This is a genomic window from Streptomyces sp. SD31, from assembly GCF_052068475.1.
Lineage (GTDB): Bacteria > Actinomycetota > Actinomycetes > Streptomycetales > Streptomycetaceae > Streptomyces.
Genome location: NZ_JBQHCX010000001.1, coordinates 870060 through 895655, shown reverse-complemented (window position 1 = coordinate 895655; position 25596 = coordinate 870060). Strand labels below are relative to the sequence as shown.

22 protein-coding genes are annotated in these 25596 nt (G+C 70.8%); 12 read left to right on the top strand and 10 right to left on the bottom strand.

Features of this window, described 5'->3' with window-relative positions:
* Positions 1-72: 72 nt before the first annotated feature.
* Entirely contained in the window at positions 73-360 is a 288-nt protein-coding gene (locus ACTMVF_RS03955; protein ID WP_441269558.1) for a peptidase, read from the bottom strand.
* Between the two features lie 332 nt (positions 361-692).
* Here ACTMVF_RS03955 and ACTMVF_RS03950 point away from each other — a divergent pair, with 332 nt between their 5' ends.
* Positions 693-2906, top strand: a complete 2214-nt coding sequence (locus ACTMVF_RS03950; RefSeq protein ID WP_441269504.1) for a serine/threonine-protein kinase — start codon at positions 693-695, stop codon at positions 2904-2906.
* A 75-nt stretch (positions 2907-2981) separates the two neighbouring features.
* Here ACTMVF_RS03950 and ilvD read toward each other — a convergent pair whose 3' ends face one another.
* The 4 genes from ilvD to ACTMVF_RS03930 form a co-directional block, all read right to left on the bottom strand.
* Complete coding sequence (ilvD, locus tag ACTMVF_RS03945) at positions 2982-4835, bottom strand: dihydroxy-acid dehydratase (protein ID WP_441269503.1); 1854 nt, start codon at positions 4833-4835, stop codon at positions 2982-2984.
* Between the two features lie 149 nt (positions 4836-4984).
* Entirely contained in the window at positions 4985-5626 is a 642-nt protein-coding gene (locus ACTMVF_RS03940; RefSeq protein WP_441269502.1) for a TetR/AcrR family transcriptional regulator, read from the bottom strand.
* A complete protein-coding gene (locus ACTMVF_RS03935; protein ID WP_441269501.1) occupies positions 5623-6447 on the bottom strand; it encodes a sugar phosphate isomerase/epimerase family protein in 825 nt (274 codons plus the stop codon). The genes ACTMVF_RS03940 and ACTMVF_RS03935 overlap by 4 nt, the downstream gene beginning before the upstream one ends.
* Before the next feature lie 635 nt (positions 6448-7082).
* Positions 7083-8015, bottom strand: coding sequence for a Ppx/GppA phosphatase family protein (locus tag ACTMVF_RS03930; protein WP_441269500.1), 933 nt, complete (start codon positions 8013-8015; stop codon positions 7083-7085).
* Between the two features lie 74 nt (positions 8016-8089).
* Between ACTMVF_RS03930 and ACTMVF_RS03925 the strand changes: the two genes are divergently transcribed.
* Complete coding sequence (locus ACTMVF_RS03925) at positions 8090-8962, top strand: hypothetical protein (RefSeq protein WP_441269499.1); 873 nt, start codon at positions 8090-8092, stop codon at positions 8960-8962.
* 51 nt (positions 8963-9013) lie between these two features.
* On the opposite strand, the gene ACTMVF_RS03920 is transcribed toward ACTMVF_RS03925, so the two are convergent.
* Entirely contained in the window at positions 9014-10843 is a 1830-nt protein-coding gene (locus tag ACTMVF_RS03920; RefSeq protein WP_441269498.1) for a BACON domain-containing protein, read from the bottom strand.
* Positions 10844-11030: 187 nt separating this feature from the next.
* Between ACTMVF_RS03920 and radA the strand changes: the two genes are divergently transcribed.
* Both radA and disA read left to right on the top strand, forming a co-directional pair.
* Positions 11031-12440, top strand: a complete 1410-nt coding sequence (gene radA, locus ACTMVF_RS03915) for a DNA repair protein RadA (protein WP_441269497.1) — start codon at positions 11031-11033, stop codon at positions 12438-12440.
* A gap of 81 nt (positions 12441-12521) precedes the next feature.
* Positions 12522-13646, top strand: coding sequence for a DNA integrity scanning diadenylate cyclase DisA (gene disA / locus ACTMVF_RS03910; RefSeq protein WP_441269496.1), 1125 nt, complete (start codon positions 12522-12524; stop codon positions 13644-13646).
* A 203-nt stretch (positions 13647-13849) separates the two neighbouring features.
* Here the strand turns inward: disA and ACTMVF_RS03905 are convergent, their stop codons facing one another.
* Positions 13850-14662 carry a hypothetical protein gene (locus ACTMVF_RS03905; protein WP_441269495.1) on the bottom strand — a complete coding sequence of 271 codons (813 nt, stop codon included), beginning with the start codon at positions 14660-14662 and terminating at the stop codon, positions 13850-13852.
* A gap of 314 nt (positions 14663-14976) precedes the next feature.
* Here ACTMVF_RS03905 and ACTMVF_RS03900 point away from each other — a divergent pair, with 314 nt between their 5' ends.
* Complete coding sequence (locus ACTMVF_RS03900) at positions 14977-15330, top strand: phosphatase PAP2 family protein (protein WP_441269494.1); 354 nt, start codon at positions 14977-14979, stop codon at positions 15328-15330.
* A gap of 66 nt (positions 15331-15396) precedes the next feature.
* Here ACTMVF_RS03900 and ACTMVF_RS03895 read toward each other — a convergent pair whose 3' ends face one another.
* The gene (locus ACTMVF_RS03895; protein ID WP_441269493.1) at positions 15397-15891 is read right to left on the bottom strand and encodes a hypothetical protein; all 495 of its coding nucleotides are present in this window, start codon (positions 15889-15891) and stop codon (positions 15397-15399) included.
* A gap of 387 nt (positions 15892-16278) precedes the next feature.
* Here ACTMVF_RS03895 and ACTMVF_RS03890 point away from each other — a divergent pair, with 387 nt between their 5' ends.
* The 5 genes from ACTMVF_RS03890 to cseC all read left to right on the top strand — a co-directional run bounded on the left by ACTMVF_RS03890 (position 16279) and on the right by cseC (position 21162).
* Positions 16279-17235: an A/G-specific adenine glycosylase gene (locus ACTMVF_RS03890; RefSeq protein WP_441269492.1), complete on the top strand. Its 957-nt coding sequence runs from the start codon at positions 16279-16281 to the stop codon at positions 17233-17235.
* Positions 17236-17587: 352 nt separating this feature from the next.
* A complete protein-coding gene (locus ACTMVF_RS03885) occupies positions 17588-18127 on the top strand; it encodes a SigE family RNA polymerase sigma factor (RefSeq protein WP_003999062.1) in 540 nt (179 codons plus the stop codon).
* 146 nt (positions 18128-18273) lie between these two features.
* Complete coding sequence (locus ACTMVF_RS03880) at positions 18274-18891, top strand: hypothetical protein (RefSeq protein ID WP_441269491.1); 618 nt, start codon at positions 18274-18276, stop codon at positions 18889-18891.
* Positions 18892-19015: 124 nt separating this feature from the next.
* A complete protein-coding gene (cseB, locus tag ACTMVF_RS03875; protein WP_441269490.1) occupies positions 19016-19720 on the top strand; it encodes a two-component system response regulator CseB in 705 nt (234 codons plus the stop codon).
* Positions 19721-19731: 11 nt separating this feature from the next.
* A complete protein-coding gene (gene cseC / locus ACTMVF_RS03870; RefSeq protein ID WP_441269489.1) occupies positions 19732-21162 on the top strand; it encodes a two-component system sensor histidine kinase CseC in 1431 nt (476 codons plus the stop codon).
* 300 nt (positions 21163-21462) lie between these two features.
* On the opposite strand, the gene ACTMVF_RS03865 is transcribed toward cseC, so the two are convergent.
* Entirely contained in the window at positions 21463-23055 is a 1593-nt protein-coding gene (locus tag ACTMVF_RS03865; RefSeq protein WP_441269488.1) for an MDR family MFS transporter, read from the bottom strand.
* 127 nt (positions 23056-23182) lie between these two features.
* Here ACTMVF_RS03865 and ACTMVF_RS03860 point away from each other — a divergent pair, with 127 nt between their 5' ends.
* Complete coding sequence (locus tag ACTMVF_RS03860) at positions 23183-23770, top strand: TetR/AcrR family transcriptional regulator (RefSeq protein WP_441269487.1); 588 nt, start codon at positions 23183-23185, stop codon at positions 23768-23770.
* Positions 23771-23783: 13 nt separating this feature from the next.
* Here ACTMVF_RS03860 and ACTMVF_RS03855 read toward each other — a convergent pair whose 3' ends face one another.
* Entirely contained in the window at positions 23784-24401 is a 618-nt protein-coding gene (locus tag ACTMVF_RS03855) for a M23 family metallopeptidase (RefSeq protein ID WP_441269486.1), read from the bottom strand.
* A 496-nt stretch (positions 24402-24897) separates the two neighbouring features.
* On the opposite strand from ACTMVF_RS03855, the gene ACTMVF_RS03850 reads away from it, so the two are divergent.
* Positions 24898-25533, top strand: a complete 636-nt coding sequence (locus ACTMVF_RS03850; protein WP_441269485.1) for an HAD family acid phosphatase — start codon at positions 24898-24900, stop codon at positions 25531-25533.
* Positions 25534-25596 lie beyond the last annotated feature (63 nt).

The window sequence follows — 25596 nt, the reverse complement described above, 5'->3', positions numbered from 1 at the left end:
CCGGTGACCGGACCGCAGTGCGGATCGGAGATCAGATCACAGGTCGGGGCACGGATCGGACCAGAGGTCGGCTCAGAAGGAGCAGCGCGGGCGGACGTAGCCGTCGCTGCCGGTGTTCACGTAGGCGTCCGCGACGTACTCGCCGTCGCCGATGTTGTCCCAGATGTTCGACGTGCCGTAGGGGCCCGTCACCGTGGTGCCCGGCGTCTGGCAGTAGATCGGGATCCTGGCGCCCTCGGGGAGCACGCGGACGAGGGCGTAGTTGGTGCCGGGGCCCCGGCGGACGTTCAGGCGGACGCCAGGTGCGACCGAGTAGTAGCGCACCGCCGTGGCCGTGACCGCGGTGGCCGTAGCCGCCATGGTGGTGTCCGGCGCGGTCGTGTCCGCCGTGGTGGTAGCCGGTGTGGCCGTGGTCAGCGTGGGCGTGGCGGCCATCGTTGTGACGGCCTCTTCCACGCTGCCGTCGATCTCTTCGGCTCTTCTGACCTCTTCAGCGCGGCCTGCAGACATGCGAAAACCTCCCCCGTTGATCCCCATGACAGCCATGGGGCCCCGTTGATTCCCCTAAATCACGCCACGCACGCATGTGCGTGTTTGGAACACGGAGGCTAGCAAGCCGCCTCTGCCTCGCACGAGTCATCGACTAGGCTCCGAGCGTCGCGCGCGCGGACGAACAGCACGGGGGTGGTCCCATGGCGCCACAGCAGGACGCCGGAGCGGGCGCGGAAGCGGAACTTCCGGAGTACGCCGGTCACTACCGCCTGGAGTCGCGCCTGGGGTCCGGGGGCATGGGCGTCGTACATCTGGCGCGGAGCACTTCGGGCATGCAGGTCGCGGTGAAGGTCGTGCATGCCGAGTTCGCCCGGGATCCCGAGTTCAGGGGGCGGTTCCGGCAGGAGGTGGGCGCCGCGCGCAGGGTGAGCGGTGCCTTCACCGCACCCGTGGTCGACGCCGATCCGGAGGCCGAACGGCCCTGGATGGCCACGCTGTTCATCCCCGGCCCGACGCTCGCCGACCAGGTGAAGCGGAACGGGCCGATGGACCCCGGACAGTTGCGGCGGCTGATGGCCGGGCTGGCCGAGGCGTTGCGCGACATCCACCGGGTCGGCGTCGTGCACCGGGACCTGAAGCCGAGCAACGTGCTGCTCGCCGGCGACGGGCCGAAGGTCATCGACTTCGGCATCTCTCGGCCAAAGGACAGCGAACTGCGCACCGAGACAGGGAAGTTGATCGGTACGCCGCCGTTCATGGCGCCCGAGCAGTTCCGACGGCCACGGGAGGTCGGGCCGGCCGCCGACATCTTCGCGCTCGGGTCCGTGTTGGTGCACGCGGCGACGGGACGGGGGCCGTTCGACTCCGACAGTCCGTATGTCGTCGCCTACCAGGTCGTTCATGACGAGCCGGACCTGACCGGCGTACCGGGGAATCTCGCTCCGCTCGTGGTGCGCTGTCTGGCCAAGGAGCCCGAGGACCGGCCCACGCCCGACGAGTTGATGCGGGAACTTCGGTCGGTGGCGGCGTCGTACGACACGCAGGCGTTCATTCCGGCGCAGCGGACCGGCGGGACGCCGTCCAAGCCGGAGCGCGATCCAGTGCTCGATGCGGGGCCCGGCCCGGGACTCGATTCGGTGCTCGATGCGGAACTGGATTCGGAGCTGGATTCGGAGCTCGATCCGCAGCCGGAGGCGGAGCGAGGGCGGCCGCGTGTCGGGGAGAAGCAGGCTGGGCGGCCGCCCGGCAGGCGCCGGGGCAGGCTGTCGGCCCTCGGGGCCGGGGCCGTAGCTCTCGCCTCGGTTGTCGCGCTGGCCTCCGTGCAGCTGCTCGGCGGCGACCCGACGCCGGAGCGGGAGAGCGCGGGGACCGCGTCGGCCGCTTTCGGCGGGTGGGCGGCGACACCGGCGCCCAAGAAGGGCACGCCCCGGTGTTCGTACGGTGCCGGGAAGGTGCTGTGCGCCCAGACCGGGCTCGTCTTCGCGCTCGACCCGCTGGACGGCCGGCTGCTGTGGCGGCAGCCCGTCGACGCGTCGCATGTGGACGGACCGCCGGCCGTGGCGGGCGGGCTCGTGCATCCGTCGTCCGGGCAGGGCCGCCGGCTGGAGGCGCTCGATCCCGCTACGGGCAAGGCGCGTTGGCGGCAGAACATGCCCGCGTACAGCGGACCTGCGACCGTCGGCGGCATGCTGCTGCTCACCGGCGCCGACGGCACGGTCACCGGCGTGGACGGCGCCTCGGGCGACACGAAGTGGAGTCGGGCCCTACCGGGGCACCGGGCGCCGTACTTCGTCTCCTTCGCCGGAGATTCGCTGGCGTACACGACGACGACCTCCGACGACGATTCGAGTACGCGGGTCACCGCAGTGGACCCGGCCACGGGTGACGTGCGCTGGGACGCGCGGCTGGATGGGGCGCTGGAGCTCGTCGGCACGTCGGACGGGTCGGCCTTCTTCATCTCCGTCGAGGGGATCTACAGCGACACGAAAACCGTGGTCCGCTACTCCCCCGCCGACAGGACCTCGCGGCGCGTGGCTCTGCCCCTCCCACTCCTGCAGGCGCGCGGCACCGTACACGGGGACGTCGTCCATCTCGTGGGCGGCGACGGGATGATGGTCGCCGTCGACACGGAGGCGCGCAGGCAGCTGTGGAGCCTGGAAACGGCCGTGCTGCGCACGTCGTCGCCCGTCGCCGACGGCCGGCATGTGTACGTCACGGCCCCCGACGGCCGGCTGTTCGCCGTGGATGCCCGCGACGGCCGCCTTCTGGGCCAGACGCCGGCCCGGCTCGGCCCGAACTCCGACGGGTTGGCGGCCGACCTGCCCGAGCCCGTGCTCACCGACGGCCGCGTCTACGCGAGCGCCCCCGACGGCACCGTCTTCGCCGTCGACGGCAGCGACCCCGCTGCCTGGTGACGCCGTACATGTGAAGGGGCGACGCGAAAGGGCCGCCCCCGCGCCGGCAGGAGGCGGCCCCGCGATACGACCTTCTCAGCCCAGCTTCGTGACGTCCCGCACCGCGCCCTTGTCGGCGCTGGTCGCCATCGCGGCGTAGGCCCGCAGCGCCGCCGACACCTTCCGCTCGCGGCCCTTCGGGGCGTACGCCCCGTTCAACGCCTGCTCACGGCGGGCGAGTTCCGCATCGTCGACGAGCAACTCGATCGAGCGATTCGGGATGTCGATGCGGATACGGTCGCCGTCCTCGACGAGGGCGATCGTGCCGCCGGACGCGGCCTCCGGGGAGGCGTGGCCGATCGACAGGCCGGACGTGCCGCCGGAGAAACGACCGTCGGTGATCAGCGCGCAGGTCTTGCCGAGGCCGCGGCCCTTGAGGAAGGACGTCGGGTAGAGCATCTCCTGCATGCCGGGGCCGCCCTTGGGCCCCTCGTAGCGGATGACGACGACGTCCCCGTCGGTCACCTTCTTGTTGAGGATCTTCTCGACGGCCTCTTCCTGCGACTCGCAGACGACCGCGGGCCCCTCGAAGGTCCAGATGGACTCGTCGACACCGGCCGTCTTCACGACACACCCGTCCACGGCGAGGTTGCCCTTGAGGACCGCGAGGCCGCCGTCCTTGGAGTACGCGTGCTCGGCGCTGCGGATGCAACCGCCCTCGGCGTCCTCGTCCAGCGCCTCCCAGCGCTCGGACTGCGAGAAGGCCTCGGCCGACCGGACACAGCCAGGGGCGGCGTGCCACAGCTCGACAGCCTCGGGAGAGGGCGACCCGCCCCGCACGTCCCAGGTCTTCAGCCAGTCCGCCAGGGAGGGGCTGTGAACGGCGTGCACGTCCTCGTTCAGCAGCCCGGCGCGGTGCAGCTCGCCCAGCAGCGCGGGGATGCCGCCGGCGCGGTGCACGTCCTCCATGTAGTACGTGCGGTCCTTGGCGACGTTCGGCGCGACCTTGGCCAGGCACGGAACCCGGCGGCTGACCGCGTCGATCTGCTCCAGTCCGAACGGAATCTCCGCCTCCTGGGCGGCGGCCAGCAGGTGCAGGATCGTGTTGGTGGAGCCGCCCATGGCGATGTCGAGGGCCATGGCGTTCTCGAAGGCCGCGAAGGTGGCGACGTTGCGCGGCAGGACCGTCTCGTCGTCCTCCTCGTAGTAGCGGCGGGTGATGTCCATGACCGTCTGCGCCGCCGCGACGTACAGCTGTTTACGGGCCGTGTGCGTGGCCAGGACCGAGCCGTTGCCGGGCAGGGAGAGGCCGATGGCCTCGGTCAGGCAGTTCATCGAGTTGGCGGTGAACATGCCGGAGCAGGAGCCGCAGGTCGGACAGGCGTTCTCCTCGATGCGGAGGATGTCCTCGTCCGAGATCTTGTCGTTCACGGCGTCGGAGATCGCGTCGACCAGGTCGAGCGTACGGACCGTGCCGTCGACCAGCGTGGCGCGGCCGGACTCCATGGGGCCGCCGGAGACGAAGACCGTGGGGATGTTGAGCCGCAGGGCGGCGTTCAGCATGCCCGGGGTGATCTTGTCGCAGTTGGAGATGCAGATCAGGGCGTCCGCGCAGTGCGCCTCCACCATGTACTCCACGCTGTCCGCGATCAGATCACGGGACGGCAGGGAGTAGAGCATCCCGCCGTGCCCCATCGCGATGCCGTCGTCGACGGCGATGGTGTTGAACTCGCGCGGGATGCCGCCGGCCGCCGTGATCGCCTCGCTGACGATCCGGCCGACGGGCTGGAGGTGGGTGTGGCCGGGCACGAACTCGGTGAAGGAGTTCGCCACCGCGATGATCGGCTTCCGGCCGATGTCCGCACCGGGTACACCGGAGGCGCGCATAAGGGCGCGGGCGCCCGCCATGTTGCGACCGTGGGTGACTGTGCGGGACCTCAGCTCGGGCATCGTCGCTCGCTCCTTCGGGACTGCAGAGACTGCGATCAGAGACTTCTGACTGCTAACGAGCGTACGCCGGTCATCCAGAGGTCGGGACGAGGTGTCCGGAATGCGGGATGCATGTCTCGTGGAGCAGGCGGTTGACTCACTCGTCCGATTCACTCGTCGGCGGCGTATCGCCCCGTGAGATGCCCCTGCACCACGGGCGCCACGCGCGCGATGATCTCCTCCGGGTCCGCCGACGCGATCGGCTCGATCTTGATGACGTACCGCATCATCGCGATGCCCACCAGCTGCGCGGCCGCCAGCTCGGCACGCAGTTCCGCGTCCGGGGCGTCGATCTCCCCGGCGATGCGCCGCAGCAGCTGGGCGGAGACGAGCCGACGAAAAACAGCGGCCGCGGCCTCGTTGTTGACCGCCGACCGGACGATCGCCAGCAGCGGCTTGCGGGTCACCGGGTTCTCCCAGAGCCCGAAGATGGTGCGGGTCATCCGCTCGCCGACGCCGTCGAGGGGCCCTTCGATCACCGCGTCGCGCACCTTGAGGGCGGGCGCGAAGGCGACCTCCACCGCCGCTTCGAAGACCTGCTCCTTGGTGCCGAAGTAGTGATGCACCAGGGCCGAGTCCACCCCGGCCGCCTTGGCGATGCCGCGGACGGACGTCTTCTCGTACCCCCGCTCGGAGAACTCCTCACGGGCCGCGTTCAGGATGCGGTCGCGGGTGCCGGCGGATTCCGTACGAGGGGGCCGGCCGCGGCGTCGGGAGCTCACCTCGCCCTGCCCCGAGGTGGGGTCGGTCACCGCCGGGGCACCTTCACCGCCGAGGCCAGATGCAGCCGCGTGAAGGCGAGGGCCTCGGCGAGATCGGCCTCGCGTTCGGCGCTGGACATCGCGCGGCGGGTGTTGACCTCGATGACGACGTGGCCGTCGAAGCCGGTCAGGGCGAGCCGTTCCAGCACCTCGGCGCAGGGCTGGTTGCCGCGGCCCGGGACGAGGTGCTCGTCCTTGGCCGACCCCCTGCCGTCCGCGAGATGCACGTGCCCGAGCCGGTCCCCCATGCGATCGACCATCTGGAGCGCGTCGCTACGGGCCGTGGCGGTGTGGCTGAGATCGATCGTGAAGTGCCGGTAGTCGTCCTTCGTCACGTCCCAGTCGGGGGCGTACGCGAGCATCTCGCGGTCGCGGTAGCGCCAGGGGTACATGTTCTCGACGGCGAACCGCACATCCGTCTCGTTCGCCATCCGCCAGATGCCGTCGACGAAGTCCCGGGCGTACTGGCGCTGCCAGCGGAACGGCGGGTGTACGACGACCGTGGACGCCCCCAGCTTCTCGGCGGCCGCCTGGGCGCGCTGGAGCTTGGTCCAGGGGTCGGTCGACCACACGCGCTGGGTGATCAGCAGACAGGGGGCGTGTACGGCGAGGATCGGGATCTGGTGGTAGTCGCTGAGCCGGCGCAGCGCCTCCATGTCCTGGCTGACCGGGTCGGTCCACACCATGACCTCGACGCCGTCGTACCCGAGGCGCGCGGCGATCTCGAAGGCCGTCGCCGTCGACTCCGGATAGACGGAGGCCGTCGACAGGGCAACCTTCGCATCCGGGATGCGCACCACTGGTTCTGCCACGGGGACAGAGTACGGGGCGGCACTGGACGCCGGGGAACCGATGGCCACGCGCCCGCCACGAGCGTCCGCAATCGGCCAGGGGTGCGAACTGGGCATATACCGGGGGCTCAAGCGAGGGGGCGCCGACGGGGGTGTGGCGGGGTTCACGCAGCCGCGCGCCGTCGGCTCCCTCGCCCCCGCCGCCCCTACCCGTCCCATCCCCAGGGGCTCCGCCCCTTCGCCCCCGCCAGGGGGCTCCGCCCCCTGAACCCCCATCGGCCTGACCGGCCTCGTCCTCAAATGCCGGACGGGCTGAAACGCCTGGACCGGCGCCGAGAGGCTGGCGTGACCTCGTCCTCGAACACCGGACGGGCCGAAATGCCTGGACCATCGCTGGAGAGTGACCGCAAGCATCGAACGAGGAGCCCCACGGACCCGCAGTCGCGTACGGCGGCAAGGGGACGTGCCGGGGGGTGTCCGCCCGCAGAGTCCGGTGTCAAGAAACGGCACCTCTCGCCCAACGCCCACCACCGGACCGAGGACGGACACCCCCCGGCACGGCCCCGACCCACACCCCACCCGCAGGCGCTACACGCACCCCCACTCACCCGCACAGGCCGCCGCAGGCACCCCCGCCCAACCGCCGGAGGCAACCGTCACCCCACCGTCAAGTGATCCAACTTCCGCAAAATCACGCCTTCCCGCAACGCCCAAGGGCATATCTCCAACGTCTCCACCCCGAACAGATCCATCGCCCCCTCAGCCACCAACGCCCCCGCGAGCAGCTGCCCCGCGCGCCCCTCCGAGACGCCCGGCAGTTCCGCCCGCTCGGCGACCGTCATGCCGGCCAGCCGCGGAACCCAGCCCTCCAAGGACTCCCGCTTCAGCTCACGCTGGACGTACACGCCCTCCGCGGAGCGGGCCGCGCCGGCGAGGCGGGCAAGCTGCTTGAACGTCTTCGACGTGGCGACCACGTGATCAGGAGCCCCGAAGCGGCTGAATTCACCGACCGTACGGGCGATCTGCGCCCGCACATGCCGCCGCAGCGCCCGTATGTCGTCGGGATCCGGCGGATCCCCCGGCAGCCAGCCGGCCGTGAGCCGCCCCGCCCCGAGCGGCAGCGACACCGCCGCATCCGGCTCCTCGTCGATGCCGTACGCGATCTCCAGGGACCCGCCCCCGATGTCCAGCACCAGCAGCTTCCCGGCCGACCACCCGAACCACCGCCGGGCGGCGAGAAACGTCAGCCGAGCCTCCTCCGCACCGCTGAGAACCTGCAGCTCAACCCCGGTCTCAGTCTTCACGCGCGCGAGAACGTCATCGGCGTTGGTGGCCTCCCGCACCGCCGACGTCGCGAACGGCAGCACTTCCTCGACACCCTTGTCCTCGGCGGCCTGCAACGCCTCATGGACGACGCCGACCAGTTTGTCGACCCCCTCGGGACCGATGGCCCCGCTGTCGTCGAGGAGTTGGGCAAGGCGCAGCTCCGCCTTGTGTGAGTGCGCGGGCAACGGGCGCGCGCCAGGGTGTGCATCCACCACCAGCAGATGCACGGTGTTAGATCCCACGTCGAGGACACCGAGTCTCATGTACGGAACGCTACTGCCACCTGGGCGATCCTCCGCCCTCGAAGCCGCGGCCACGGACGCCGTACTCTGGTCCCGTGCCAAAGACGAAAAAGGCGAAGAACGAAAAGATGGACAAATCCCCCAAGGGTTCCTCCAAGGGTTCTTCGCAGGCGAAGGCGGCAACCAAGCCCAAGAAGCCGAAGAGCGGCTCCCCTGAACCGGACGAGAAGGGGCTCGACTTCGCGCGCGCATGGGTGGAGTTCCCTGATCCGGCGGACGACGAGCAGGTCTTCCGCTGCGATCTGACATGGCTGACCTCCCGTTGGAACTGCATCTTCGGCAGCGGCTGCCAGGGCATCCAGGCGGGCCGCGCGGACGACGGCTGCTGCACGCTGGGCGCGCATTTCTCGGACGAGGACGACGAGAAGCGGGTCGCCGAACATGTGGCGAGGCTCACGCCGGAGATCTGGCAGCACCACGACGAGGGCACGGCGCACGGCTGGATCTCGGAGGACGAGGACGGCGACCGCCAGACGCGCCCCTACAACGGCTCGTGCATCTTCCAGAACCGCCCCGGTTTCGCGGGCGGCGCGGGCTGCTCGCTGCACATCCTCGCCCTGAAGGAGGGCCGCGAGCCGCTGGAGACCAAGCCGGACGTCTGCTGGCAGCTGCCGGTGCGACGGACGTACGACTGGATCGACCGGCCCGACGACACGCGCGTGCTGCAGGTGTCGATCGGTGAGTACGACCGCCGCGGCTGGGGTCCTGGCGGCCACGACCTGCACTGGTGGTGCACCTCGGCGACCTCGGCGCACGGCGCGGGCGACCCGGTGTACGTGTCCTACCGGCCGGAGCTGACGGAGCTGATGGGCAAGGCGGGCTACGACCGCCTGGTCGAGCTGTGCGAGGCACGGCTGGCGTCGCAGCTGCCGTTGCTGGCACCGCATCCGGCGGATCCCGTCGACTAGGAGGTCGACCGGGTAGAAGGTCGACCGGGAGACCGACCGGCCACCGGCGTACTACGACGTCCCTGGGCTCGGATCGCCGCTGCCGCTCGGCGGCGGCATCGAGCCCCCCGGATCGGAAGGTCCGGACGGTCCGGACGAACCCGACGGCGACGGCTCGCCGGCCGTGGGCGTCGGATCGGGCGACGACGGCGGCGGCTCGCTGGGCATGGGGTCGGGCGGAGCCGAGGTCGTCGGCGACGGATAGGGCCCGGAGGACGAGGGCGGCGGGCTGCCGGGCGTCCCGGGGTCGGTCGGATCGCCGGGATGGGTGGGGTCGGTGGGATACGGGTCGGGGCCAGGGCCCGGGCCGTGACCCGGGTCGGACGGGCCGGGAGCGGTGCCGTAGCCCTCGATGGAGACGAGGGCTCCGACGGGTGAGATCGCCACGCGCGCGCTCCAGTGCCCGGACGGCTCGCGCAGATGGTCGACGTACACCTTGATCGTCAACGACTCACCGGGCGCCAGCGTTCCCGCCGACTGGCTCAGATAGAGCCAGTGCGCACCGGTGGTCGCGGACCAGCGCACCGGCGTGCGCCCCGTCGCCGTGAGCGTGACGAGCGTGGTGTCGCCACTGTGACCGGCGGACACCTCCAGGCGCCCGGCTCCCGCCCCGCGCTCGCCGCCGACGCTGATGACCTGCACGGAGACGTCGGGCTGGCCGCGATCACCGAAACGGTCACCGCGCTTGGCGCTCGCGCTGCCGGCGTTCTCGTAGCCGGCGTCCGCGGCGTCCCCGTCGAGGGTGCCCGGGCCGTGCGCCTCGCTCGCGCTGGCCGAGTGGCCGTCGACGCCCTCGCCGGTCGGGGTGGCCCGGTAGGCGGCCCACAGGGCGAGGACCGGGGCGGCGACGACGGTGGCGACGACGGTCGTGGTGACGGCACGCGCGCGTAGCCGGTCCCTGCGGGCGGCGCGGTCCTTCGGATCCATCGGGAAGCCACGCCGGTCGAAGCGCGGTACTGCGGCACCCCGCGCGCGTGGGTGGTGCGCCAGGGCCATGTGCAGGGCCGCGCGGGGCGCCTCCAGCACCGGCAGTTCGGCGGGGGTGACGGCCGCGCCGGGCCACCGGCCGGGGATGGCGCGCTCGGCGGTACGGCGGCAGCGCGGGCAGTCGTCGACGTGCCGGATGAGCTCGCGGCGCAGGGCCGTGCCGAGCACGAGCTGGTTGTCGCCGGTGAGCCGGGCGACACTCGGACAGGCGCCGGTCTCGACGACGGCGAGGGCCGCGCGCGTGCGCTCGACCTCGCAGGCGGCGGAGGCGAGCAGCTCGCGGGCGGTGGCCACGTCCATGCCGAGGACGGCGGCGACCTCGTGGGCGGCGAGGTGGTGGCGTACGGCGAGTTCGAGGGCCTCGCGCTGCTCCGGGGTGGTGCCGGCGGCCTCCGGCCAGGCGAGCAGGGCGAGTTCGCGGCGTCGCTGCTGCTGGACCTCCTCGGAGACGGGCGGGTAGGAAGCCGGTGCTCCCGCCTGCGCCCCCGTCGGCCGATGGGCGCCGGGGCGGGCCGCCGCATGACTGCCCGGACGTTTCTGCCTGGCCTCGGCCAGCTTGCGCAGGCACGCCCAGCGGGCCAGTGCGTACAGCCAGGGCCGCCGGTCCGCGGCGGCTTCCGGCACCCGCTGACCGCGCCGCTCGGCGAGCGCGAGGGCGTCGCCGAGGGCGGCGGTCGCGGTGTCGTGGTCGCACAGGACGGACAGGCAGTAGGTGAACAGCCCGTCCAGATACGGCTCGTAGCGCGCGGGCGGCCGCTGCGCCAGCGTTCGCGCCGCCGCACGATCACGCGCCTCCCGATGCGCCCGATGCGCGCCGGCGGTGCGGGTCGAGGTCTCCGGACTGCTGCTCATCATTGGTGGACCGTAGGGGGCTGCGGGTGGCGCCTTCTCCCTGCTTGAGCTCTTTTACTCCGTACGGGTGAAACGATCCCTCAAACGAGGACAGGAGCACGGGATTCCGTGACTTGTCCATGGCGAGACGGCCAGGACGAGGCACTTCCGCCGCACGGCGTTGTCAGTGGGCTCGGTTACGGTTCTTCGCATGGCTGCCCGTACCAAGACCACGAAGGACCGCCCGTCCTACCGCTGCACGGAGTGCGGCTGGCAGACGGCCAAGTGGCTCGGCCGCTGCCCCGAGTGCCAGGCATGGGGGACGGTCGAGGAGTACGGCGCGCCCGCGGTCCGTACGACGACGCCGGGGCGGGTGACGACGTCCGCGGTGCCCATCGGGCAGGTCGACGGCCGGCAGGCGACCGCGCGGTCCACCGGCGTGCCGGAGCTGGACCGCGTCCTCGGCGGCGGACTGGTGCCCGGCGCGGTGGTCCTCCTCGCGGGCGAACCCGGCGTCGGCAAGTCCACGCTGCTGCTCGACGTGGCGGCCAAGTCGGCGAGCGACGAGCACCGCACGCTCTATGTCACCGGCGAGGAGTCGGCGAGCCAGGTCCGGCTGCGCGCCGACCGCATCGGCGCCATCGACGACCACCTCTATCTCGCCGCCGAGACCGATCTGGCCGCCGTCCTGGGCCACTTGGACGCGGTGAAGCCGTCGCTGCTCATCCTGGACTCCGTACAGACCGTGGCCTCCCCGGAGATCGACGGTGCGCCCGGCGGCATGGCACAGGTCCGCGAGGTGGCCGGCGCCCTGATCCGGGCCTCCAAGGAGCGCGGGATGTCCACGCTCCTTGTGGGCCACGTCACCAAGGACGGCGCCATCGCCGGACCCCGCCTGCTCGAACACCTCGTGGACGTGGTGCTCAGCTTCGAGGGCGATCGGCACGCGCGCCTGCGTCTCGTACGCGGCGTCAAGAACCGCTACGGCGCGACGGACGAGGTCGGCTGCTTCGAACTGCACGACGAGGGCATCACGGGCCTTGCCGACCCAAGCGGACTTTTCCTGACCCGTCGTGCCGAACCCGTCCCCGGCACCTGCCTGACGGTCACCCTGGAGGGCCGCCGCCCCCTGGTTGCCGAGGTCCAGGCGCTCACGGTCGACTCGCAGATCCCCTCGCCCCGCCGTACGACGTCCGGTCTGGAGACGTCCCGCGTCTCGATGATGCTGGCCGTGCTGGAGCAGCGCGGGCGGATCAGCGCGCTCGGCAAGCGGGACATCTACTCCGCGACGGTCGGCGGAGTGAAGCTGTCGGAACCCGCGGCGGACCTCGCCGTCGCCCTCGCGCTCGCCTCCGCCGCCAGCGACACCCCCCTGCCCAAGAACCTCGTAGCGATCGGGGAGGTGGGCCTCGCGGGCGAGGTCAGACGGGTCACGGGCGTGCAGCGCAGGCTCGCCGAGGCGCACCGCCTGGGCTTCACGCACGCGCTCGTGCCGGGGGACCCGGGCAAGATCCCTGCGGGCATGAAGGTGCTGGAAGTGGCCGACATAGGGGACGCCCTCCGGGTCCTTCCGCGCTCCCGTCGTCGAGAGGCCCCACGGGACGAGGAGGAGCGCCGGTAGACTTTGCCCTGGTCTCGCCCGTCCGTACGAACCGAGTGTGCGAAACGGGAGCGTCCCAGAACCTGCGACCGGAGGAGTGCAGTGGCAGCCAACGACCGGGTAGCAGCTCCCGGAAAGTCCGGTGGGAGTACCGGTTCCGATGGCCTGATGCGCGCCTCGCTGAGCGCAGTGGCACCCGGCACGGCCCTGCGGGACGGACTGGAGCGCGTGCTCCGCGGCAACACCGGCGGGCTCATCGTGCTCGGCTTCGACAAGACGGTCGAGACGATGTGTACGGGCGGATTCGTCCTGGATGTCGAGTTCGCGGCGACGCGCCTGCGGGAGCTGTGCAAACTCGACGGCGGCATCGTGCTGTCGTCCGACCTGTCGAAGATCCTGCGGGCGGGCGTGCAGTTCGTGCCCGACGCGACGATCCCGACGGAGGAGACGGGCACCCGGCACCGCACGGCGGACCGGGTCAGCAAGCAGGTCGGCTTCCCGGTCGTGTCGGTCTCCCAGTCGATGCGGCTGATCGCGCTGTACGTCGACGGCCAGCGCCGCGTCCTGGAGGACTCGGCGGCGATCCTCTCCCGCGCCAACCAGGCCCTGGCGACCCTGGAGCGCTACAAGCTCCGCCTCGACGAGGTCGCGGGAACGTTGTCAGCGCTGGAGATCGAGGACCTGGTCACGGTCCGCGACGTCTCCGCGGTCGCCCAGCGCCTGGAGATGGTGCGCCGTATCGCGACCGAGATCGCCGAGTACGTGGTGGAGCTGGGCACCGACGGCCGCCTTCTGGCGCTCCAGTTGGACGAGTTGATCGCGGGCGTGGAGCCCGAGCGTGAGCTCGTGGTGCGCGACTACGTCCCCGAGCCGACGGCCAAGCGCTCCCGCACGGTCGACGAGGCGCTGTACGAGCTGGACGCCCTCACCCACGCCGAGCTCCTGGAACTGGCCACCGTGGCAAAGGCGTTGGGCTACACGGGATCCCCGGAGGCGCTGGACTCGGCAGTCTCCCCGCGCGGCTTCCGCCTCCTGGCCAAGGTGCCGAGGCTGCCCGGCGCCATCATCGACCGCCTGGTGGAGCACTTCGGCGGCCTGCAGAAGCTGCTCGCCGCCAGCGTGGACGACCTGCAGACCGTGGACGGCGTGGGCGAGGCCCGGGCGCGGAGCGTGCGGGAGGGGCTGTCGCGGCTGGCAGAGAGCTCGATCCTGGAGCGGTACGTCTAGCAGGCCTGCCCAGGGTCCAGTAGGTCTGAAGGGGCGCGGGGCCCTTCATCGACATGCGGCCGCCGCCGTGTTCGATATGCGGCCACCGCCGCGTTCGGCATATGGCCACCGCCGCGTGGGCGCGACGCCACGACGGCCCCGCAGTACGACGGCGCCGCAGACGCGACAACCGACGCCCCATGGCGGCCGCTTCAGCGGCGCGCCTAGTCGTTCTCCAGCACGAACGACGTCTGCGCCGTCCCGAACCCGGGCGTCTTGGCCTCCACCAGGTACGTCCCCGGCTCGGCCGATCCCGCGGCAGGCGTCGCACACTGCGGAGCGCTCGCCCGGCGGTCCCACTTCACCGTGTACGTGATGGCCGAACCGGCGGGCACCCGGAACACCAGGCTGCCGGAGACCTCGGGGCAGTCGGCGGAGGACCAGAAGTCGTCCTCGGCTCCCGCCTGAGTGATCGTCACCACCGAGTTCTTCGGGCCGAGATCGATCTTGCAGTCGTAGCTGGAGGTGTTCGTCGCGGTCAGCAGCAGCGCGGGCGTCTGGCCGGGCTCGTACGCGTTGTGGAGGCTGCTCACCGTCACCTTCACCGCACCCGCGATGCAGTCGCTCAGCGTGGAGCCCGCGGCCACCGTGTCGTCCACGCCGACGCCGGTCCCCGAGCCGCCGCCCGCGGATCCGCTGCCGGAGCCGTCGGAACCGTCGCCCCCGGCCCCCGCGCCGGCCCCTGAGCCGTCACCGGAGTCCGACCCGCCGGAGTCCCCGCCGCCGGGCGACTCGTCCCGCCCGCCCGGCGCCTGACTGATCGCCGGCCCGGAAGTCGACGGCCCCGGCGTGATCGTCGAGGGCTCGGGATTCTTGCCGTCGGACCCGCCCGCGTCGTTCTTGCCGCCTCCGCCGCCCGAGGTGAGCACCCAGGTGGTCAGCAGCGCCAACACGGCGACCACGGACAGCATGACGACCCTCCGGCGCCAGTAGATGGAGGAGGGAAGCGGCCCGACAGGATTGCGCAGAGATCCCACGGCGCAAACTGTACGAGAGATCGGTGCGTCAGCTTGCTCCACCCGCCGCCGAAGTCCGCAACTTTTCCGGATCATCATCCCGGAAGCCACCCGTCACCTGCTCTGCGACGACCACCCCACCCCTCTCTTCCGTCAGGTACGGCACCTGACGATCGCAGGGTGTGACGGTATCTGCCCGCCGCCTACGGTCCGTGACCATGGACTTCGAGGACGCCTAGCTCTACCGGGACATCACCGGCTTCGCCCACGACACCCCAAGGTGGGTACAAGACACCGCCGATACAGGGACGGAGACCGGACTGCTGCTGTTCGCCATGCTGTTCGTGACCACCTGGGGGCGAGCCAGACGCGACACCACCCGAGCGTTCGCGATCGCGGCCCTTGCACCTCTGGCCACGGCTATGGCGTACCTCTACAGCCACCACGCCACCATCACCGGCGCCGCCGCCGTCACCCCGGCCCTGCCCCTGGGCCTGGGCCTTGTCATGGCTCTCTCCCGCGTCTTCGTCGGCGTGCATCATCCGGACGACGCCGCGGCGGGCCTCGCCCTCGCCGCGCTGGTCCGCGGCGTCCGCACCGGCGTTCGTACGGTGGCTGACCGGGTCGGAGCGGTCCGGACTGCCCTATCTCCCTTGAACTGCACGGCATTTTCGCGTGGCGCGGACTGAGCTCAGCCACGCGCGCGTGCGGCGGCCTCGCGGCCGAGTCTCCGGCCACCGCCCGTACACCGGCGATCAGTTCGTACGGGCCCCCGGACTTCGGCAGGAAGCCGGTGGCGCCGCCGCCGAGTGCGCGGGCCACGTCCGGCCGGTGCGCCCCGACCCGCACCATCGCCTCGTCGTCGGCCGGCAGTACGCGGATCGCTGTGCGAACTCCGCATCTGTGGAAGGGCGTTGGGGCAGGCCGCCCCTGGGGATCACGTCCTTCGCGACCAGCCGCTCCTCATCATCGAAGCAGAGCCTGAAGTGGTCGATGGAGACGAGGAGTTCGCCGCTCGCGCGGTAGTAGCGGCAGTCGCTGCCCTTCGGGGCGGCATGGGCGCGTGCTCCACGGGGCTCGTCGCGCGCGGTGTGTTCCGGCAGGGCCTGAGCGGGGTCGTGGACCGACGCGCCGAGCCGCAACTCGGCGTAGGCAGCAGGCAGCGGGCAGCGGGCAGCGGGCAGCGGGCAGCGCGATCCTCGCCGTGCCGAGGCAGCCGACGCCCCGAAGACGACCGCCGCCGGGCGCACCCGTTCCGCGCGCAGGCCGGGCAGCAGCGCGAAGACGCCGAGCGCCGGGCTTCAGGAAACGGTGAACCGGGCGGGGCGACGGCCAGACTCAGTACGGCCGTCAGCCCGAAGGCCACCAAGGGGTAACGCCTGGCCACGGCGGCCGCGGCGGCGAGTGCGACCAGGCCGGCCAACTGCTGCCACACGGCACGCGGCTCGTTCATGCCGAGACGGTCGGCCGTGAGCGCGAGCAGCGAGGCAGAGGCAAAGACAGAGGCAGAGGCAGGTCAGTGGGGGTCTGGGGGCGCAGGCCCCACGAACCGCGTCCCACCCCGCCCAGGAGCCACAACGCACCGGCAGCCGCACCTACCCACCCGACCGCCACCGGCATGGCAGGATCGGAAGGCCATGACTGCGCCCACGAAACCCCCGCACAGCCACCCCGCCGACGCCGGCTCGGACGCCCCTCTCGCTCAGCCTCTGCAAGAACGCGCTCAGCCTCTGCAAGAAACCGTCATCGACTGGTTCGACGAAAACGCCCGCGACCTCCCCTGGCGGCGCCCCGAGGCCGGCCCGTGGGGGGTGATGGTCAGTGAGTTCATGCTGCAGCAGACGCCCGTGAACCGCGTCCTGCCCGTCTACGAACAGTGGCTCGCCCGCTGGCCCCGCCCCGCCGACCTGGCCAAGGAGGCACCCGGCGAGGCGGTGCGCGCCTGGGGCCGGCTCGGCTACCCGCGCCGCGCGCTGCGGCTGCACGGTGCCGCCGTCGCCATAGCGGAACGGCACGGCGGGGACGTACCGACCGACCATGCCCAGCTCCTCGCGCTGCCCGGTATCGGCGAGTACACGGCGGCCGCGGTGGCCTCCTTCGCGTACGGCCAGCGGCACCCCGTACTGGACACCAACGTCCGCCGGGTCTTCGCCCGCGCCGTCACCGGCGTGCAGTACCCGCCGAACGCGACCACCGCCGCCGAGCGCAAGCTCGCCCGCACCCTGCTCCCGGACGACGAGCGCACCGCCGCGCGCTGGGCCGCCGCGTCCATGGAACTCGGCGCGCTGGTGTGCACCGCGAAGAACGAGTCGTGTCACCGCTGCCCGATCGCCGCGCAGTGCGCCTGGCGGCTCGCGGGCAAGCCGGAGCACGACGGGCCGCCGCGCCGCGGACAGACGTACGCCGGCACGGACCGCCAGGTGCGCGGCAAGCTGCTCGCCGTACTCCGCGAGGCTCACACGCCCGTCCCGCAGGCGGCGCTCGACCGGGTGTGGCACGAGCCGGTGCAGCGCGCCCGCGCCCTGGACGGCCTGGTCGCGGACGGTCTGGTGGAGCCGTTGCCGGGCGGGATGTACCGGCTGCCGCTGACCTGATGCCGGCCCCGGCCGACAAGGGCGGGCAAGGGCGACCTGACGCACAGTCACATCACAGCCGTAGGCCCTCTGCAACACACCACACACAGCGGCCGCATGGTCGCCGCACGGCCATCACCTCACCAAATCACCCCATATCCACCCCAACCGATCGGCCGTTTTACCCCTTTCCTGATTCCGTTACACAACCGACGGACAGCCGAGCGCTAGCCGCAGGCTGCTTCGGACAGCCCCGTGACAACGCCTCCGTAGCTTCATTTCCGTACCCGACAGGCGGGGACGACTACGAACCACAGGCAGTGAGACCGACGGCGAACGGCCGGCCGGACACGGGGAAGCGGAGGCGGTCAACATGGCGCAGGGAGAGGTGCTCGAGTTCGAGGAGTACGTCCGCACCCGGCAGGACGCGCTGCTGCGCAGCGCCCGCCGACTGGTCCCGGACCCGGTGGACGCCCAGGACTTGCTGCAGACGGCGCTGGTGCGGACGTACCACCGCTGGGACGGCATAGCGGACAAGCGGCTCGCGGACGCCTACCTGCGCCGCGTCATGATCAACACGCGTACCGAGTGGTGGCGGGCCCGCAAGCTGGAGGAGGTGCCGACCGAGCAGCTGCCGGATGCCTCGGTCGACGACTCCACCGAGCAGCACGCGGACCGCGCCCTGCTGATGGACATCATGAAGGTGCTGGCACCGAAGCAGCGCAGTGTCGTGGTGCTGCGACACTGGGAGCAGATGTCCACGGAGGAGACGGCCGCCGCCCTCGGCATGTCGGCCGGAACGGTCAAGAGCACGCTGCACCGGGCGCTCGCCCGGCTCCGCGAGGAGCTGGAGAGCCGCGATCTGGACGCACGCGCGCTGGAGCGTGAGGAGCGGGAGCGTTGCGCGGCCTAGGCACGACAGCGGGCGGCACCGGACACACGGGCAGGACCGGACACACGGACAGGACCGGGTACACGGACAAGGGTGACAGGGACACGGACGGGGATTCCGAGGACGTCGGCCCCGACCGCCCCGGGCCCGTAACCGCCCGGGGAACCTTGCAGGCGGCGTTCACGGCGGTGGCCGTGGTCGTCGCCCTCGCCCTTTTCGCCTCCGCGTGCACCACCGGCGGTACCGGCGCCCGCGACGAGGGACCGGCGCACGACGCGGCGGGCGGCTCGACCGTCTCGGCGTCGCTCGCGGCGTCACCCTCGGCCTCGGCCGCCCCGGACTCGACGGAGGCCGTCCGGCTGGTCAAGGCGGACCCCGCGGTCTCGGCGGAGGTCAAGCGCGAGCTGAAGCCGTGTGTGTCCGACGACTATCCCGTCGACGTCTCCTACGGCGATCTGACCGGCGGACCGGCGGACGACATCGTGGTCAACGTCCTGTCCTGCGGCGATCAGGTCGGCGTCGCCTCGTACGTGTACCGCGAGCAGCGTGGCGCCTACCACAATGTGTTCAAGGCGGAGGATCCGCCGGTCTACGCGGAGATCGACCGCGGTCTGCTGGTGGTGACCGAGCAGGTGTACGCCAAGGACGACGCGCTGTCGAACCCGTCCAGCGAGTACGTGATCCAATACCTGTGGACCTCCGACCGCTTCGTCCCGAAGTACCGCTCGCGCACCGACTACAGCACTCTCGGCGGTGGTGACGAGTCGGCGCCGCCCGACAGCTGAGGACCACCCGAGAAGCGGTGAACGCATCGGCCGGTCCACGCGTCCCCCAAGTGGACACGCACGACGCACCCACACATACCTGAGAACATGCGGCACACGGCACACGAGGACTGAGAGCACCGGGATGGCAGACCAGACCCACGTTCTGTTCGTCGAGGACGACGACGTCATCCGCGAGGCCACCCAGCTCGCCCTGGAGCGGGACGGCTTCGCGGTCACCGCCATGCCCGACGGGCTGTCGGGACTGGAGGCGTTCCGGGCGAACCGGCCGGACATCGCGTTGCTGGACGTCATGGTCCCGGGCCTGGACGGCGTCAGCCTGTGCCGCCGTATCCGCGACGAGTCGACCGTGCCGGTGATCATGCTGTCGGCGCGCGCGGACTCGATCGACGTGGTGCTGGGCCTGGAGGCGGGCGCGGACGACTACGTGACCAAGCCGTTCGACGGAGCCGTGCTGGTCGCGCGGATCCGCGCCGTGCTGCGCCGCTTCGGGCACGCGGGTCGCGACGACCGGGCGGACGACGCTGGCGCCGCGGCCACCGGCGGGGTGCTGACCTTCGGCGATCTTGAGGTCGACACCGAGGGCATGGAGGTGCGCAAGACCGGGCAGCCGGTGGCGCTCACACCGACCGAGATGCGGTTGCTGCTGGAGTTCTCCTCCGCGCCGGGGACGGTGCTGTCGCGGGACAAGCTGCTGGAGCGCGTGTGGGACTACGGCTGGGGCGGGGACACGCGCGTGGTGGACGTCCATGTGCAGCGGCTGCGGCAGAAGATCGGCCAGGACCGCATCGAGACGGTCCGTGGCTTCGGCTACAAGTTGAAGGCCTGAGCGGGGCGGGCATGAGGGGGACCTTTCGACACGCGGCCGCGTCCGGCGCCGGGCACGCGGGCCTCACGGACTCGGCGCACATCGCGGGCCAGGCCGTGATCGGCAGTACGGGCCCGCGCGCCAGCACTCGCACGGGCAGCCGGGTCGCCATTCGTACGGGCCTGAGGTGGAAGCTGAGTGCGGCGATCGCGCTGGTCGGCGCGCTCGTGGCGCTCGTGCTGAGCCTGGTCGTGCACAACCAGGCCCGGGTCTCGATGCTGGACAGCGCGCGCGACCTCGCGGACGAGCGCGTCCAGATCGCCCAGCGCAGCTACGAGCAGTCCAAGCGGCTGAACTTCCCCAACGCCACGATCGACGACCCGGAGCTGCCTGCGGCACTGCGGGAGAAGGTCGAGGAGGGCCGGCGGGCGACGTACGTGACCGACACACCGAGTGGCGCGCCGGACATCTGGGCGGCCGTGCCGCTCAGCAACGGGCATGTGCTGTCGCTGCGCACCGGCTGGACCGACCGCAGTGAGCACATCCTGAACCGCCTCGACCAAGCCATGATCATCGGGTCCGTCTCGGTCGTCCTCGGCGGCAGCGCGCTCGGCGTGCTCATCGGCGGGCAGCTGTCGCGCCGGCTGCGCAAGGCGGCGGCCGCGGCGAACCAGGTCGCGAGCGGCGAGCCGGACGTGCGGGTGCGGGACGCCATCGGGGGTGTCGTACGGGACGAGACCGACGACCTCGCGAGCGCGGTGGACGCCATGGCGGACGCGTTGCAGCAGCGGCTGGAGGCGGAGCGCCGGGTCACCGCGGACATCGCGCACGAGCTGCGCACGCCGGTGACGGGACTCCTGACGGCAGCCGAACTCCTGCCTCCCGGCCGGCCCACGGAGCTGGTCCTGGACCGGGCGAAGGCGATGCGCACGCTCGTCGAGGACGTCCTGGAGGTGGCCCGCCTGGACAGCGCCTCGGAGCGAGCCGAGTTGCAGGGCGTCATGCTGGGCGAGTTCGTCAGCCGGCGGGTGGCGGCGAAGGATCCCGCCATCGAGGTGCGGGTCATCCACGAGTCGGAGGTCACGACCGACCCGCGGCGCCTGGAACGGGTGCTGTTCAACCTGCTGGCGAACGCGGCGAAGCACGGCAGGCCGCCGATCGAGGTCAGCGTCGAGGGCCGAGTCATCCGGGTCCGCGACCACGGCCCCGGTTTCCCCGAGGACCTGCTCGCCGACGGCCCCAGCCGCTTCCGCACCGGCAGCAGCGACCGCTCGGGCCACGGCCACGGCCTCGGCCTGACGATCGCGGCAGGCCAGGCCCGGGTCCTCGGCGCCCGTCTGACCTTCCGCAACATCCGCCCGCCGGGCGCCCCGGACCACATACCGTCGGAGGGCGCGGTGGCCGTCCTCTGGCTCCCGGAACACGCGCCGACGAACACGGGGAGCTACCCGATGCTGCCGTAGGGGACGGCCGCTCCGGGGGGGGCGGCTCCTGGGGACTCCCGGATGAACTCCACCCCGCGCGCCACCCCCACCCTCCAGCCCGCCCGGCGTTCGATGAACGAGACCACACCCTCCCTCTCGACGCCGGTCCGGGCATCTCAGCCCGTCTGGGGGAGTTTGAGGACGAGGCCCGTTCAGGGCCGAGCGGGGGTCCAGGGGGCGGCAGCCCCCTGGCGGGGTCGAAGGGGCGGAGCCCCTTCAGGATGGGACGGGTAGGGGCGGCGGGGGCGAAACACGCCCAAGGGCACCCGCACCGCACACTCAGACGGCCTCCACCACCGCAACCTTGGCCGCCGAACCGTCCGCAGTCTCAGCGTCCCCCTTCTCTCCCGCCCCCCTGAGCGGCACCTCCTTCACAAACACAGCCGCCACCAACGCGACCACGGCAACCACGGCCCCGAGGAGAAACGCCGAGTGCGTACCGGCCGACACCGCGTGCTTGTACGCCTCGCTGACAGCATCCGGCAGCTTCGCGAGACCCTTCGCATCCAGCTGCGCCGACTGCTCGGTCACCTTCGCCCCCAGCGCCCCGCCCCGCTCGGCCATGACGTCCTGGACCCGGCTGTTGAACAGCGCCCCCATGATCGCGACACCGAACGAGGACCCGAGCGTACGGAAGAGCGTGGTGGACGAGGACGCGACACCCATGTCCTTCATCTCGACACTGTTCTGCGCGACCAGCATCGTGATCTGCATCAGACAGCCCATACCGAGCCCGACCACGGCCATGTACACACCGGACGTGAACCGACTGGTCCCGGTGTCCATCAGCGACAGCAGATACAGCCCGACGACCATCAGCACACTGCCGACGACCGGGAACACCTTGTACCGCCCGGTGTTCGTGGTCACCCGCCCGGCGACCATCGAGGTGACCAGCATCGCCCCGAGCATCGGCAGCAACAGCAGCCCGGAATTGGTAGCGGAAGCGCCCTGTACGGACTGCTGATACAGCGGCAGGAACAACGTCGCACCGAACATCACGAACCCGGTGATGAACCCGATCAGCGACATCAGCGTGAAGTTCCGGCTGCGGAAAATGTGCAGCGGAACCACCGGCTCCGCCGCCTTGGTCTGCCAGAACACGAACCCGACGAGCGCCGCGACCCCGATCCCGACAAGCTCCATGATCACCGCGGACGTCCAGGCGTACTCCGTACCGCCCCACGTGGTGACCAGCACGATCGCCGTGATCCCCACGGTCAGCAGCGCCGCCCCGAGATAGTCGATCCGCGCCTGCGCCCGCTTCTTCGGCAGATGCAGGACGGCACTGATCGCGGCGAGCGCGACGACACCGAGCGGCAGGTTGATGTAGAAGGCCCAGCGCCAGCCCCAGTGGTCGGTGATGGTGCCGCCGACCAGCGGCCCGCCGATCATCGCCAGCGCCATCACGCCGGCCATCATGCCCTGGTACTTGCCCCGCTCCCGCGGCGGAATCAGATCACCGATGATCGCCATGACGCCGACCATCAGGCCGCCGGCGCCGAGCCCCTGCACCGCCCGGAACGCGATCAGCTGTCCCATGTCCTGGGCCATGCCGCTCAGCGCGGAGCCGATCAGGAACAGCACGATCGACGACATGAAGACGCCCTTGCGCCCGTACATGTCGCCGAGCTTGCCCCACAGCGGAGTGGAGGCCGCGGTCGCCAGCGTGTACGCCGTCACGACCCACGACAGATGCTCCAGACCGCCCAGCTCACCCACGATCGTCGGCATGGCCGTGCCCACGATCATGTTGTCGAGCATCGCGAGCATCATCGTGATCATCAGCGCGAGCAACACGACCCGTACGCTCTTCGGCTGCTTCTCGCCCGGCTCCGCCGCCCCCGGCTCGCCTGTCTTCGTCTCCGCCATGATTCCCACTCCCCCGGCCACTTGCTGCACTTACTTGCCGACCGGCTAGTTGTCTACACTCAGGGAAAGTAGGCCGCTAACTAGCCGGGCGTCAAGTAAGTTTTATGGAAAGCCGAGAGGTACGAGGATGGGTGGCACCATGGACGGCACCAAGCAGCGGCGCCGCGGGAACACCCGCCAGCGCATCCAGGACGTAGCCCTCGAACTCTTCGCCGAACAGGGCTACGAGAAGACCTCCCTGCGCGAGATCGCCGAGCGCCTGGAAGTCACGAAGGCGGCTCTGTACTACCACTTCAAGACCAAGGAAGAGATCATCGTCAGCCTCTTCGAGGATCTGACGCAGCCGATCGAGGACCTGATCGAGTGGGGTAAGCGGCAGCCGCACACACTCGAGACGAAGCAGGAGATCGTACGCCGCTACAGCGAGATCCTGACCGGCGCGGCCCCGCTCTTCCGCTTCATGCAGGAGAACCAGGCCACCGTCCGTGAGCTGAGCATCGGCGAGATGTTCAAGAACCGCATGCTCGGCATGCGCGACATCGTCATCGACCCGGACGCCGACCTCGTCGACCAGGTCCGCTGCATCAGCGCCCTGTTCACGATGCACGCCGGGATGTTCGTCCTGAAGGACCTCGAAGGCGACCCCGAGGAAAAGCGCAAGGCCATCCTCGAGGTCGCCACGGATCTGATCACTCAGGCGCACAAGGGCACCTGAACGGCTCGGTCCGTCAGATCTTCAGGCCCTTGGCCCGCAGGAAGGCGACGGGGTCGACCGCGGTGCCGTAGTTGGCGGTCGTACGGATCTCGAAGTGCAGGTGCGGCCCGCTGGAGTTACCGGTGTTGCCGGACTTGGCTATCCGCTGCCCGGTCTTGACGACCTGGCCGACCTTCACGTCGATGCGCGACAGGTGGGCGTACTGGGAGTAGGACCCGTTGCCGTGCTTGATGACGATGGCGTTGCCGTACGCGGGACCGTCACCGGCGCCGTTGCCACCGGCCTTGACGACGGTGCCGCCGTGCGCGGCCACGACCTGGGTGCCACTGGCGACGGCGAAGTCCTGCCCGCTGTGGGTGGACTGCCACATGCCGCCCGCCTGGGCGAAGCTGGCGGACTTCGTGTACTTCTTCACCGGGCTCACCCAGGAGACGGCCTTCTTGGCGGGGGCCTTCTTCGCGGCGGCCTGCGCCTGTACGGCGGTGGAGACACCGGTGGCGGAGGTCATCTCGGCGGCGACCGCGCCTCCGGCGCCCAGCACGACCGAGGCCCCCAGGCCGGCGGCCAGCACAGCGGCACGGTTGCGGATCGAGGACGTACGGGACGAACGGAACGAGAAGCGCGGGGACATTCGAAACCTCATGGGGACGACGACAGAGAAAACCACCCGGCGGACAAGGCCTCGCCGAATGGCCATCCCTTGGTAACCCGGCTCCCCTCGAACCCCAAAACCCCTGATCTACGACGGACCCTAGTACTCCGCCGCAAAATTCCCCGCATCTTGACAGAGCACCCAATCCGGACGAACCCATACTGACGCCGAAATTCTCGGCCATCTTTTGAGGCGAACGCCCTTTTTGTCCGATTGCCCGTTTCCACTATTCCCGCTAGTAACGGACAAATCGCCTGTGCGGCATGTCACCGCTGAGCGCAATCGCGAGACCCCGGAATGTGACGGGCGCTACGCCCGCGGGCTCCGCTTTTCCGAAACAAATCCGCGCCCAACTATGTGAGCGACGCCTCAAGTTGAGCTACCGTCCGGTAACCCGCTGGTTCCCCACCAGCCACCCGCACCCACGAACATGCACGCGACAACCAAGCGCACGTGACGTGAGAGGACCCCCCACATGACGCTTCGCCCCTGGGCTCGCCGAATAGCGGTCAGCACCGTCTCCGCGGCAGCCCTCGTGGCACTCGCGGTCCCCGCGGACGCCGCGGCGACCGCGACGAGCACCTCCACCACCGCCACCAGCACGGCAGCGGCCGAGGATGTCGACTACGACACCTGGCAGAAGGACTGCCAGGCGGTGATGGACCAGGCGCTGCCCTACCTGAAGCAGCGGATCGCGAACACCAAGCCGGGTGAGAAGCAGGCGATCGTCTTCGACATCGACAACACCACCCTGGAGACGGACTTCGGCTTCAGCTACCCGCAGCCGGCCAACGGGCCGGTCCTGGAGGTCGCCAAGTACGCCCGGGAGCACGGCGTCTCCCTGTTCTTCGTGACCGCCCGCCCGGGCATCATCTACTCGGTGACCGACTACAACCTCAAGCGCGTCGGTTACCAGGTCTCCGGCCTCTACGTGCGCAGCTTCGTCGACCTCTTCAAGAACGTCGCCGACTACAAGACGGCCCAGCGCGTCGACATCGAGTCGAAGGGCTACACGATCATCGCGAACATCGGCAACAGCGCCACCGACCTGTCGGGTGGCCACGCCGAGAAGACGTACAAGCTGCCGGACTACGACGGGCAGTTGTCGTAAGCCCCTCCCCTCGGGAGCGGCCCCCGCGGGCATGCGAAAGGGGCCGGTGCTGAAAAGCACCGG